This window comes from Streptomyces phaeolivaceus (assembly GCF_009184865.1).
Taxonomy (GTDB): Bacteria; Actinomycetota; Actinomycetes; order Streptomycetales; family Streptomycetaceae; genus Streptomyces; species Streptomyces phaeolivaceus.
The window spans coordinates 8,638,951-8,651,296 of sequence record NZ_CP045096.1 but is presented as its reverse complement, the minus strand read 5'-3'; the positions used below and the strand labels follow the sequence as shown (position 1 = coordinate 8,651,296).

Below are 12,346 nucleotides of genomic sequence, written 5' to 3'. Positions count from 1 at the left end.
CCCCCCGGCCGGAGGGCCCAAATCGGGGTGCCCCCAGGGCCCGCGGCGGCCTGCCCGGAGGCACCCCGACAGTCCCCGGCCGGCCCCCGTGGCGAGACCTCCACATGTTGTTCGAAAATCAGTTCGCACGATCAAGAGAACATGTGTTCTATTCTGACCGCGAGAGCAACCGAGGAGGCGTCCATGCGCTGGGACCATCTGGCCGAGAACACCGCCACGGCCCGGGACGCCGCGCTGTTCGGCGCGGACAGGGTGACGAGCCGGACCTTCGACACCCCGGAATTCCGCGGCGTGACCTTCCACGAGGTCCGGGCGAGGACGATCGTGAACCGGGTGCCGGGCGCCTCCCGGATGCCGTTCGAATGGACGGTGAACCCCTATCGGGGCTGCGCGCACGCGTGCGTCTACTGTTTTGCCCGCAAGACCCACAGCTATCTGGACCTCGACACGGGCCTCGACTTCGACTCGCAGATCGTGGTGAAGGTCAACGCGCCCGAACTGCTGCGCCGGCAGCTGGCCTCACCGCGCTGGCACGGCGAGCACATCGCCATGGGCACCAACGTGGACTGCTACCAGCGCGCGGAGGGCCGCTACCGGCTGATGCCGGGCATCATCGCCGCCCTGCGCGACCACGCGAACCCGTTCTCGATCCTGACCAAGGGCACGTTGATCCTGCGCGACCTGGATCTGATCCGGCAGGCGGCGGAGGTCACCGAGGTCGGCATCTCCGTCTCCGTCGGCTTCACCGACCCCGAGCTGTGGCGCACGGTCGAACCGGGCACCCCCGCCCCGGAACGCCGGCTGGACGTGGTGCGCGCCTTCACAAGCCTCGGCATCGACTGCGGGGTCCTGATGGCCCCCGTACTCCCGTTCCTCAGCGACCACCCCGACCGGCTGCGCGCCACCGTGCGCGCGATCGCGGCCTCCGGCGCCACCTCCGTGACCCCGCTGGTGCTGCATCTGCGGCCCGGCGCACGCGAGTGGTACACGGCCTGGCTGGAGCGCCACCACCCCCATCTCGTACGGCGTTACGAGCTGCTGTACGCGGAGGGCGCCTACGCCCCCAAGTGGTATCAGCGGCAGATCACCCGTCAGGTCCACGAACTGGCCCAGGAGTACGGCATGGGCCCCCGGCGCGCGGAGCTGCCGCGCCGGACACCGGTACGCGAGCCTGTCGCGCCGGAACCGGGCCAAGACACGGCCCCGACCCAGCTGACCCTGCTCTGACACCTGACACTTGACGCCTGACGCCTGATGCCTGACGCCTCTCCCGCCTCGGGCCGACGGCCCCTGGGAGGCATCCGGGCGCTTCTCCCTCCCCGATCGGGTCAAGTCCGGGCAGAACGAGTTCTTCCGCCCTCTCGCTCCGGGACGATGCGACGAAGGCCGTGGCGTGCACGGCCCGAAATCCTCCGTCCTGGGAGGCCTGACGAATGAAGAAACGCGCAGCTGCTCTGTGCGGTGCCGCGGCCGTGTTGGCCGGAATGGTCACGGCGGTCCCGGCCGGCGCGAGCGGCGCCCTGGTCACCGTCCCGGTGGCCAAGCCCGCCTGGAAGAAGTGCGCCACCGCCGACTATCCGAAGCTCCAGTGCGCCACCCTGAAGGTGCCGCTGGACCACGGCAAGCCGAACGGCAAGAAGATCACGCTCGCCCTCTCCCGCGTCGCGCACACCGCGAAGACGTACCAGGGGCCCCTGTTGGTCAACCCCGGCGGCCCCGGCGGCAGGGGCCGCTCACTGGCCGGCTTCGTGGCGTCCTCGCTGCCGAAGAAGGTGGCGGCGCAGTACGACGTCATCGGTTTCGACCCGCGTGGCGTCGGCGCCAGCAAGCCCGCGCTGAACTGCCGGACGGGCCACTTCGCACCGGTGCGCCCCGACTCCCTGCCGACCAGCCCCAAGATCGAGCGGGCCAACCTCAAGCGCGCCAAGGCCTTCGCCGACGGCTGCGCCAAGAAGTACGCGGACGTGCTGCCGTTCATCGACACGGTCAGCACGGCCAAGGACATGGACGCCATCCGCGCGGCCCTCGGCGCCAAGAAGATCAACTACTTCGGGTACTCGTACGGCACCTATCTGGGCGCCGTGTACGCCAAGCTCTTCCCCAGCCGTCTGCGGCGCGCGGTGCTGGACTCCGTGGTCGATCCCACGGGGGTCTGGTACGACGCCAACCTCCGCCAGGACCAGGCGTTCAACGACCGGCACCGGGCGCTGATGGCCTGGATCGCCAGGCACGACAAGACGTACGGGCTGGGCACCGATCCGGAGAAGATCGAGGCCAAGTGGTACGCGATGCGGGCGGCGCTGGCCAAGAAGCCGGCGGACGGCAAGGTGGGCCCCTCCGAACTGGAGGACACCTTCATGCCCGGCGGCTACTACAACGGCTACTGGCCCTACCTCGCCGAGGCGTTCGCGGCCTTCACGAAGAAGAAGAACGACGATCCGCTGGTCGAGGCGTACGAGAACTTCGGCGCCGTGGACGCGGCCGGCGACAACGGCTACAGCGTCTACACCTCGGTGCAGTGCCGTGACGCGCGCTGGCCGCGCGACTGGAACGAGTGGCGCGACGACAACTGGGCGGCGTACGAGAAGGCGCCCTTCATGACCTGGAACAACGCCTGGTACAACGCGCCCTGCGCGTTCTGGCCCACGAAGTCCCAGGACCCCGTGGACGTCTCCAACACCGCGCTGCCGCCGGTCCTGATCTTCCAGGCGACGGACGACGCGGCCACCCCGTACGAGGGCGGGGTCGTCACCCACCATCTGCTGCGCGGCTCCAGCCTGGTCGTCGAGCAGGGCGGCGGGAACCACGGGATCTCGCTGAGCGGCAACGCCTGTCTCGACAAGCATCTGTCGGCGTACCTGACCGACGGCAAGGTGCCGCGCGGACAGGGCGAGATCGACGCCACCTGCGAGAAGCTCGCCGAGCCGAAGCCCCTGAGCACCAAGGCCGCGTCCGCCTCGTCCCGGGGCTCGACGCTGCACGGCCTGCTGGGCTTCCGCGGCTGAGCAGCCGGAACAGGTGGAGCACGGCCCGACGGCGGGGCCGGGGCGCGAAATTCGCGGCCCCGGCCCCGCCGTCCCGTCTACCGTGCCGACATGAACGACGACCTCCCCGGCCACCGCATCCGCGTCCGCGTCCGCATCCGCGAGATGACCCCGGCCGACTGCCGCGCCGTCGCCGAGATCCGCGTGGGCGGCTGGCAGAACGCGTACGCGGGGCTCGTCCCGCAGGCGTACCTGGACGCGATGGACGTGGACGAGGACGCCGAGAGGCGCCGTGCGATGCTCGCGCGGACCGACAGCCCCGTGGTCAACCTGATCGCCGAGCGCGCCGGGGAGATCGTCGGCTGGGCGGCGTACGGCCCCTACCGGGACGGCGAACTCCGCACGGAAGACGCCGAGTTGTACGCCCTCTACGTACGACCGGGCCGCTTCGGCGGTGGTGTCGGCAGCGCACTGCTGAAGGCCTGCGCGGAGGAGTGCGCGACCGCCGGCCACGACCGCGTCCTGCTGTGGGTCCTCAAGGAGAACGGACGGGCCCGCCGCTTCTACGAACACCACGGCTTCGCGGCGGACGGCACCGAGGAACCGTTCGAGGTGGACGGGGTCGAGGTGCCGGAGGTCCGGTACGGGAAGGCACTCGGCGCCTAGCGCTGCCTGGGGATGCGCGCCAGTGCCCGTACCGCCGCCTCCGCGAGCTTCGGGTGTGCCAGGGCCTCGTTCAGGACGGTCCTGGCCCGGACGTCGCCCAAGGCACCCAGCCCGTCCACGCACGCGAGGGCCACCCGGCGGTAGGGGTCGTGCGGGCCGAGCCGGCGCCGGAGCGTGGTGATCAGGGCGGGTACGGCCTCGGGGGCGCGGAGTTCGACGAGCAGACGGACGGGGTGCAGGGCGTAGGCGACGCGGAGTTCGTTGGTCGCGAGGGCCGCCGCCGCGCGGGCGGTGCGCGGGTCGCCGAGCCGGGCCAGCGCGTACGCCGCGGAGGCGCAGCGCGGTGGATCCCGGTGGTTGAGCAGCAGGACGAGGGACTCGAAGGCCCGCCGGTCCCCCGCGACGCCCAACCGGAACGCGGCCAACTCCCGCGCCCACAACGGCTGCCCCGGCTCGGTCAGCAGCGCCGCCAGCTCATCCGTGGACTCGGTCGTGACGAGCCGCTCGTATCCCGCCGCGCCCCCCGACTCGCTCCGCACACGCTCCGTGAGTGATCGCAACTCCTCGTCCATGTCATCGAGCGTACGGGCGCGTGGCGCGGTTGGGGGACGTACATCACAAACACGGGGGCTGGCGCGCTCGTTACCCACCGGTTAAGCTCAGACGAGCGAGATACCCACTCGTGTTCGCTTACGACGGTTTGGTGACGCAGCCGTTGTGAGCACAGTCGGTTCGGTACCTGGAGTACCAGTACGGCTCGGCCTCGGGACAGGGCCGGTCGGTTCAGCCGTTCCCGCCGGGCGTGTGCACGCCCCTCGGTGACGGCACCGGGCGTGTGCGTTCATCAGCCCGGCAGCACCAACACCCGCACTCCACGCGCTGCTTGCGCGCTCTTCGCGCACCCCGCCGCGTTTCCCTCAGTCGTCACCTCATCCTGGAGTCCCGCGATGGCCGCTCCCCTTTCCGACTCCCCCCTGTCCCCGCAGTCTCCGCAGTCCCCGTTCCGGACGATCGCCGTGGTCGGTCTCGGCACCATGGGCACCGGTATCGCCGAGGTGCTCGCCCGGTCCGGCCGCGAGGTCGTCGGCATCGACCTCAGCGAGGCCGCCGGCGCCCGTGCCGTCGCCGCGCTGGAGGCCTCGACCGAGCGGGCCGTGACCCGTGGGCGGATCACCGAGCGGGAGCGTGGTGACGTCCTCGCCCGCTTCCGCACCTTCACCGACCTCCAGGCCGCGGCCGACGCCGACCTGGTGATCGAGGTCGTCCCGGAGTCGTACGAGATCAAGCAGCAGGTGTTCCGTGAGCTGGACGCGATCGTGCGCCCGGAGACGGTTCTCGCCACCGGCACCAACGCGCTGTCGGTGACGCGGCTGGCCGCCGAGTCGGCGCGGCCGGAGCGGGTGCTCGGGCTGCACTTCTTCAACCCGGCCCCGGCGATGAAGCTGGTCGAGGTGGTCTCCTCGGTGCTGACCGCGCCGCAGGCCGTCGTCGCGGTCACGGATCTCGCGCTCGACCTGGGCAAGGAGCCCGTCGCGGTCGGCGACCGGCCCGGTTTCGTCGCCGACGGGCTGCTGTTCGGCTATCTCAACCAGGCCGCCGCGATGTACGAGGCCAAGTACGCCTCCCGCGAGGACATCGACGCGGCGATGCGGCTCGGCTGCGGGCTGCCGATGGGCCCGCTGGCGCTGCTGGACCTGATCGGCATCGACACCGCGCGCACGGTCCTGGAGGCCATGTACGCGGCCTCGCACGACCGGCTGCACGCGCCGGCGCCGATCCTCCGGCAGCTCAGCGAGGCGGGCCTGACGGGCCGCAAGTCGGGGCGCGGTTTCTACTCCTACGAGGCCCCCGGCTCCGCCACCGTCGTGCGGGACGCGCCGACACCGGCGGAGGGGGTCGCCTCGACCTCCGGCCGTACGGTCCGCTCGGTGGGCGTGGCGGGCTCCGGGACCATGGCGTCCGGCATCGCCGAGGTGTTCGCGAAGGCCGGGTACGGCGTCGTGCTCGCCGCGCGCACCGAGGAGAAGGCACAGGCCGCGAAGGCCCGGATCGGAAAGTCGCTGGCCCGGTCCGTCGACAAGGGGCGAATGACGGTCGAGGCCGCCGCCGAGACGCTGGACCGGATCACCCCGGCGGGGTCGTACGACGCGTTCGCGGACGTCGATCTGGCGCTGGAGGCCGTGGCCGAGGACCTGGACGTGAAGCGGCAGTTGTTCGCGACCTTCGACAAGGTCTGCAAGCCGGGCGCGATCCTCGCCACCACCACCTCCTCGCTGCCCGTCGTGGCCTGCGCCCGCGCGACCTCGCGCCCGCAGGACGTGATCGGGATGCACTTCTTCAACCCGGCGCCGGCGATGAAGCTGGTCGAGGTGGTCCGTACGGTCCTGACCGCCGACGAGGTGCACGCCACGGTGCGTGAGCTGTGCGCGAAGGTCCGCAAGCACCCGGTGGACTGCGGTGACCGGGCCGGTTTCATCGTGAACGCGCTGCTGTTCCCGTACCTGAACAACGCGATCAAGATGGTGCAGGAGCACTACGCGACGCTGGACGACATCGACGCGGCGATGAAGCTGGGCGGCGGTTACCCGATGGGACCGTTCGAGCTGCTGGACGTGGTCGGTCTCGACGTCTCCCTGGCCATCGAGAAGGTCCTGCACCGCGAGTTCCGCGACCCGGGCCTCGCCCCGGCCCCCCTCCTGGAGCACCTGGTGGCCGCGGGCTGCCTCGGCCGTAAGACCGGCCGCGGCTTCCGCGAATATGCCAAGCGCTGAGCGGGCGGACGACGGGGCCGGGGCGGAGCCGACCCGGGCGGGACGGCCGACGGCGGGCACGGACTGGGGCGGGCTGCTCGGGCCGGGCAGCCGTTCCCCGGCCGCCCGCTCCGCCGTCCCCGGGGGCGGCCGGTCCGTCGCTCCCCCGGCCGCCCACCTGGCCGCCGCCCCGCCCGAGCGGGGCGGGGGGATGGCCGGACACGCGCGCTCTCCTGCACGGATGCAGTACGTTCGGGGCATGTCCCAGCCCGCCAAGTCCTCACGTACACCAGCTGCGCCCGACGCTCCGGAGAGCGCCGCGGGAAGTCGTGCCGCCGCCCAACGCCTCAAGATGCGCAGGGAACTGGCGGCCGCGGCCATGGAGCTGTTCTCGACCAAGGGGTACGAGGCGACCACCGTCGACGAGGTCGCGGCGGCGGCCGGGGTCGCCCGCCGCACCTTCTTCCGCCACTTCCGCTCCAAGGAAGAGGCGATCTTCCCGGACCACGACGACACCCTGATCCGCGCCGAGGCGGTGCTGAACGCGGCGCCCCCGCACGAGCACCCGCTCGACACGGTGTGCCGCGGCATCAAGGAAGTCATGAAGATGTACGCGGCCCGGCCGGAGATCTCGGTCGCCCGCTACAAGCTGACCCGTGAGGTCCCCACCCTCCGGGAGGCGGAGATCGCCTCCGTGGCCCGCTACGAGCGCCTCTTCACCCGCTATCTGCTGGGCCACTTCGACGAGCACGCCCACCACGACACCGGCAACGACGACCCGCTGCTCGCCGAGGTGGCCGCGTCGGCGGTCGTCACCGCGCACAACCACGTACTGCGCCGGTGGCTGCGGTCCGGCGGGCAGGGCGATGTCGAGACCCAACTCGACCACGCCTTCGCCATCGTCCGCAGGACGTTCGGCACGGGGATCGGCGCGGGCCGCACCCTGGCCCCCGAGCCGGCCGCCGCGACGGCCTCCACGCACGGTGAGGTCCTGGTGACCGTGGCCCGTACCGACGCACCCCTCGACGAGGTCATGCGCACCATCGAAGAGGCACTCCGGGACCGCTGAGCCCCCGGCCGGGCCTGGGTCGAGTCCGGCTCGGGCTCGCTTGAAACCACCTTCTACTCATTGGTAACTATGAGAACGGCCACCCTCCGGGGTGGCCGTTTTGGCACGTCAGAGGCCCTTTTCTGCCCCCCTCTGATCGATCATCGCTCAGGTGTTACGTAAAGATTTCACCTGAGCGAACTTTCTGGCACTCGGTGCCTTGCGGGGTGACACGGCGTGCCATACGTTGAAGGAGTCCGGGCGGCCGGCGTGCAGAGATCTCTCGTACGTCGGCTGTCCCCGCAGACCACGGTCCGCGTGCCCGGACGCCTGCGTCACAGGCACCCTTCCGCGCCACACCCAGCGCCGCCGAAGCACCACCTCCGCCGAACCGACGGCATCAGCACCCAGCTCAGCACCGACGTAACCCTCAACAGCGTCTTCCCTCAGGACGCTCGTCGCCGGAGGCACCACCGTGAAGGACATCCTGGACGCGATCCAGTCGCCGGACTCCGTGTCCGCCGACTTCGCCGCACTGCCGCTCCCCGAGTCGTACCGCGCGATCACCGTGCACAAGGACGAGACGGAGATGTTCGCGGGCATGCAGACCCGCGAGAAGGACCCCCGCAAGTCGATCCACCTCGACGACGTCCCGGTCCCGGAACTCGGCCCGGGTGAGGCCCTGGTGGCCGTCATGGCGTCCTCGGTCAACTACAACTCCGTGTGGACCTCGATCTTCGAGCCGCTGTCCACCTTCGGGTTCCTGGAGCGCTACGGCCGCACCAACGACCTGGCCAAGCGCCACGACCTGCCGTACCACATCATCGGCTCCGACCTCGCGGGCGTCGTGCTGCGCACCGGCCCCGGCGTCAACGCCTGGCGGCCCGGTGACGAGGTCGTCGCGCACTGCCTGAGCGTGGAGCTGGAGTCGTCCGACGGCCACAACGACACCATGCTCGACCCCGAGCAGCGGATCTGGGGCTTCGAGACCAACTTCGGCGGCCTCGCCGAGATCGCGCTCGTCAAGTCCAACCAGCTGATGCCGAAGCCCGACCACCTCAGCTGGGAGGAGGCCGCCGCCCCGGGCCTGGTGAACTCCACCGCGTACCGGCAGCTGGTCTCCCGCAACGGCGCCGCCATGAAGCAGGGCGACAACGTCCTCATCTGGGGCGCCAGCGGCGGACTGGGCTCCTACGCCACGCAGTTCGCCCTGGCCGGCGGCGCCAACCCGATCTGCGTCGTCTCCAGCGACCAGAAGGCCGACATCTGCCGCTCGATGGGCGCCGAGGCGATCATCGACCGCAGCGCCGAGGGCTACCGGTTCTGGAAGGACGAGCAGACCCAGGACCCCAAGGAGTGGAAGCGCTTCGGCAAGCGCATCCGCGAGCTGACCGGCGGCGAGGACATCGACATCGTCTTCGAGCACCCGGGCCGCGAGACCTTCGGCGCGAGCGTCTTCGTCACCCGCAAGGGCGGCACCATCACCACCTGCGCCTCCACCTCGGGCTATATGCACGAGTACGACAACCGCTACCTGTGGATGTCGCTGAAGCGGATCATCGGCTCCCACTTCGCGAACTACCGCGAGGCCTGGGAGGCCAACCGCCTGATCGCCAAGGGCAGGATCCACCCGACGCTGTCGAAGGTCTACTCCCTGGAGGAGACCGGGCAGGCCGCGTACGACGTGCACCGCAACCTCCACCAGGGCAAGGTCGGCGTCCTCGCGCTGGCCCCCGAGGAGGGCCTCGGCGTGCGCGACCACGCCAAGCGCGCCCAGCACATCGACGCCATCAACCGCTTCCGGAACATCTGAGGTCCACACATGAGTGAGCGTCAGCCCGCCGAAGGCAGGCAAGCGAAGGACCGGCCGTGGCTCATGCGGACGTACGCCGGTCATTCCACGGCCGAGGCGTCCAACGAGCTGTACCGGCGCAACCTCGCCAAGGGGCAGACGGGTCTGTCGGTCGCCTTCGACCTGCCGACCCAGACCGGCTACGACTCCGACCACATCCTCGCCCGCGGCGAGGTCGGCCGGGTCGGCGTCCCGGTGGCCCATCTCGGTGACATGCGCAGGCTGTTCCAGGACATCCCCCTGGAGCAGATGAACACCTCGATGACCATCAACGCCACCGCCATGTGGCTGCTGGCGCTCTACCAGGTCGTCGCAGAGGAGCAAGGTCTCGATGCTGAGGCCATCACGCGGCTCCAGGGGACGACGCAGAACGACATCGTCAAGGAGTACCTGTCGCGGGGCACCCATGTGTTCCCGCCGGGACCCTCGCTCCGGCTGACGACGGACATGATCGCGTACACGGTCTCCCACATGCCGAAGTGGAACCCGATCAACATCTGCAGCTACCACCTGCAGGAGGCGGGCGCCACGCCGGTGCAGGAGATCGCGTACGCGATGTCCACGGCGATCGCGGTGCTGGACGCCGTACGGGACTCGGGGCAGGTCCCGGCCGAGAAGTTCGGCGATGTCGTCGCCCGTATCTCCTTCTTCGTGAACGCGGGCGTCCGCTTCGTCGAGGAGATGTGCAAGATGCGGGCGTTCGGACGGATCTGGGACCGGATCACCCGCGAGCGGTACGGCATCGAGAACGCCAAGCAGCGGCGGTTCCGGTACGGCGTCCAGGTCAACTCCCTCGGACTGACCGAGGCGCAGCCGGAGAACAACGTCCAGCGGATCGTGCTGGAGATGCTGGCCGTGACGCTCTCCAAGGACGCGCGGGCGCGTGCTGTCCAGCTGCCGGCCTGGAACGAGGCTCTGGGCCTGCCCCGGCCGTGGGACCAGCAGTGGTCGCTGCGGATCCAGCAGGTGCTGGCGCACGAGAGCGATCTGCTGGAGTACGAGGACATCTTCGAGGGCTCGCACGTCATCGAGGCGAAGGTGGCCCAACTGGTCGAGGAGTCCTTCACCGAGATCGAGCGGATCCAGGAGATGGGCGGCGCGATGGCCGCCGTCGAGTCCGGGTACCTCAAGTCCCAGCTGGTCTCCTCGCACGCCGAGCGCCGGGCCCGGATCGAGTCCGGCCAGGAGAAGATCGTCGGCGTCAACGTCTTCGAGTCCACCGAGCCGAACCCGCTCACCGCCGACCTGGACGCGGCCATCCAGACGGTCGACCCGGCCGTCGAGGCACGGGTGGTCAAGGCCCTCCGGAACTGGCGCGACACGCGCTACCAGCCGCCCTTCAACCACCCGCGCCCGTGCAAGGCGCTGGAGCGGCTGAAGGAGGCCGCGAAGGGCACGGACAACCTCATGGAGGCCACCCTGGAGTGCGCGCGAGCCGGGGTCACGACCGGCGAGTGGGCCGGGGCCCTCCGTGAGGTGTTCGGCGAGTTCCGGGCGCCGACCGGGGTCTCGTCGGCGCCGGTCGCCGTCTCCGCCGAGGAGGGCTCGGCCATGTCGGAGGTGCGCCGCAAGGTGGAGCTGACGGCGAAGGACATGAACGTCGGCAAGCTCCGCTTCCTGGTCGGCAAGCCGGGCCTCGACGGGCACTCCAACGGCGCCGAGCAGATCGCCGTGCGGGCCCGGGACGCGGGCTTCGAGGTGGTCTACCAGGGCATCCGGCTCACCCCGGAGCAGATCGTGGACGCGGCCCTCGCCGAGGACGTGCACGCGGTCGGGCTGTCCATCCTCTCCGGCTCGCACGCCCAGCTGGTCCCGGACGTGCTGGACCGGCTGCGGGAGGCGGGCGCCCACGACATCCCGGTGATCGCCGGGGGGATCATCCCGCACGCGGACGCCGCGCAGCTCAGGGCCGCCGGAGTGGCCGCCGTGTTCACCCCGAAGGACTTCGACATCACCGGGATCATCGGCCGTATCGTCGACGAGATCCGCAAGGCCAACAAGCTCGACCCCCTGGAGGTCCCCGCATGACCGCCCACCCGTCGCCCGCCACCACCCTTCCAACGGGCGGCTCCGCCGCACACCCTTTCAACCGTCTGCGTCCGCGCCGCTCGTGTCTCGCGGTCCCCGGAAGCAACCCCCGCTTCCTGGAGAAGGCGCAGGGCCTCCCGGCGGACCAGGTCTTTCTCGACCTGGAGGACGCCTGCGCCCCGCTGGCCAAGCCGGAGGCGCGGCACACCATCGTCAAGTTCCTCAACGAGGGCGACTGGACCGGCAAGACGCGGGTCGTGCGGGTCAACGACTGGACGACGGAGTGGACGTACCGCGATGTCGTGACCGTCGTCGAGGGGGCCGGCCAGAACCTCGACTGCATCATGCTGCCGAAGGTGCAGACCGCCCAGCAGATCGTCGCCCTCGATCTTCTCCTCACCCAGATCGAGAAGACGATGGGCTTCGAGGTCGGGAAGATCGGCATCGAGGCGCAGATCGAGAACGCGCAGGGCCTGAACAACGTCAACGAGATCGCGACGGCCTCCCAGCGCGTCGAGACGATCATCTTCGGCCCGGCCGACTTCATGGCGTCCATCAACATGAAGTCGCTGGTCGTGGGCGAGCAGCCGCCCGGTTACCCGGCGGACGCCTACCACTACATCCTGATGAAGATCCTGATGGCCGCCCGCGCCAACGACCTCCAGGCGATCGACGGCCCCTACCTCCAGATCCGCAACGTCGAGGGCTACCGCGAGGTCGCGGGCCGCGCCGCCGCGCTCGGTTTCGACGGCAAGTGGGTGCTGCACCCGGGCCAGGTCGAGGCGTCCAACGAGATCTTCTCGCCCTCGCAGGAGGACTTCGACCACGCCGAACTGATCCTGGACGCGTACGACTACTACACGTCCGAGGCCGGCGGCAAGAAGGGCTCGGCGATGCTCGGCGACGAGATGATCGACGAGGCCAGCCGCAAGATGGCCCTGGTCATCTCGGGCAAGGGGCGGGCGGCGGGGATGACCCGGACGTCCAAGTTCGAGATCCCCGAGAACTGAGGAGCCTG

At 70.3% G+C, this 12,346-nt stretch carries 9 protein-coding genes; 8 read left to right on the top strand and 1 reads right to left on the bottom strand.

The features are described from left to right. Positions 1-183: 183 nt before the first annotated feature. The 3 genes from F9278_RS39495 to F9278_RS39485 all read left to right on the top strand — a co-directional run bounded on the left by F9278_RS39495 (position 184) and on the right by F9278_RS39485 (position 3,650). Positions 184-1,227, top strand: a complete 1,044-nt coding sequence (locus tag F9278_RS39495) for an Rv2578c family radical SAM protein (protein WP_152172579.1) — start codon at positions 184-186, stop codon at positions 1,225-1,227. A gap of 206 nt (positions 1,228-1,433) precedes the next feature. Next, on the top strand, positions 1,434-3,005 hold the full coding sequence (locus F9278_RS39490) for an alpha/beta hydrolase (protein ID WP_152172578.1): 1,572 nt from the start codon (positions 1,434-1,436) through the stop codon (positions 3,003-3,005). A gap of 90 nt (positions 3,006-3,095) precedes the next feature. Beyond that, entirely contained in the window at positions 3,096-3,650 is a 555-nt protein-coding gene (locus F9278_RS39485; protein ID WP_152172577.1) for a GNAT family N-acetyltransferase, read from the top strand. Here F9278_RS39485 and F9278_RS39480 read toward each other — a convergent pair. Further along, positions 3,647-4,222, bottom strand: a complete 576-nt coding sequence (locus F9278_RS39480) for an adenylosuccinate lyase (protein WP_152172576.1) — start codon at positions 4,220-4,222, stop codon at positions 3,647-3,649. The two genes, F9278_RS39485 and F9278_RS39480, sit on opposite strands and share 4 nt — an antisense overlap. Before the next feature lie 375 nt (positions 4,223-4,597). Between F9278_RS39480 and F9278_RS39475 the strand changes: the two genes are divergently transcribed. The 5 genes from F9278_RS39475 (at position 4,598) to F9278_RS39455 (ending at position 12,338) form a co-directional block, all read left to right on the top strand. Beyond that, the gene (locus tag F9278_RS39475; RefSeq protein WP_152172575.1) at positions 4,598-6,421 is read left to right on the top strand and encodes a 3-hydroxyacyl-CoA dehydrogenase family protein; all 1,824 of its coding nucleotides are present in this window, start codon (positions 4,598-4,600) and stop codon (positions 6,419-6,421) included. A gap of 220 nt (positions 6,422-6,641) precedes the next feature. Beyond that, positions 6,642-7,469: a TetR family transcriptional regulator gene (locus F9278_RS39470; RefSeq protein WP_152174405.1), complete on the top strand. Its 828-nt coding sequence runs from the start codon at positions 6,642-6,644 to the stop codon at positions 7,467-7,469. A 454-nt stretch (positions 7,470-7,923) separates the two neighbouring features. Then, the gene (ccrA, locus tag F9278_RS39465) at positions 7,924-9,261 is read left to right on the top strand and encodes a crotonyl-CoA carboxylase/reductase (RefSeq protein ID WP_152172574.1); all 1,338 of its coding nucleotides are present in this window, start codon (positions 7,924-7,926) and stop codon (positions 9,259-9,261) included. Positions 9,262-9,270: 9 nt separating this feature from the next. Next, the gene (locus F9278_RS39460; RefSeq protein WP_152172573.1) at positions 9,271-11,328 is read left to right on the top strand and encodes a protein meaA; all 2,058 of its coding nucleotides are present in this window, start codon (positions 9,271-9,273) and stop codon (positions 11,326-11,328) included. Further along, complete coding sequence (locus tag F9278_RS39455) at positions 11,325-12,338, top strand: HpcH/HpaI aldolase/citrate lyase family protein (protein WP_226967139.1); 1,014 nt, start codon at positions 11,325-11,327, stop codon at positions 12,336-12,338. Before F9278_RS39460 ends, F9278_RS39455 begins: the two co-directional genes overlap by 4 nt. The last annotated feature ends 8 nt before the right edge of the window (positions 12,339-12,346 follow it).

Excerpts from the sequence above, each read along its gene's own strand:
- F9278_RS39485 (WP_152172577.1), top strand. The coding sequence starts at position 3,096 with ATGAACGACGACCTCCCCGGCCACCGCATCCGCGTCCGCGTCCGCATC.
- F9278_RS39490 (WP_152172578.1), top strand. The coding sequence starts at position 1,434 with ATGAAGAAACGCGCAGCTGCTCTGTGCGGTGCCGCGGCCGTGTTGGCC.
- F9278_RS39470 (WP_152174405.1), top strand. The coding sequence starts at position 6,642 with ATGCAGTACGTTCGGGGCATGTCCCAGCCCGCCAAGTCCTCACGTACA.
- F9278_RS39455 (WP_226967139.1), top strand. The coding sequence starts at position 11,325 with ATGACCGCCCACCCGTCGCCCGCCACCACCCTTCCAACGGGCGGCTCC.
- F9278_RS39460 (WP_152172573.1), top strand. The coding sequence starts at position 9,271 with ATGAGTGAGCGTCAGCCCGCCGAAGGCAGGCAAGCGAAGGACCGGCCG.
- F9278_RS39475 (WP_152172575.1), top strand. The coding sequence starts at position 4,598 with ATGGCCGCTCCCCTTTCCGACTCCCCCCTGTCCCCGCAGTCTCCGCAG.
- F9278_RS39480 (WP_152172576.1), bottom strand. The coding sequence starts at position 4,222 with ATGGACGAGGAGTTGCGATCACTCACGGAGCGTGTGCGGAGCGAGTCG.
- F9278_RS39495 (WP_152172579.1), top strand. The coding sequence starts at position 184 with ATGCGCTGGGACCATCTGGCCGAGAACACCGCCACGGCCCGGGACGCC.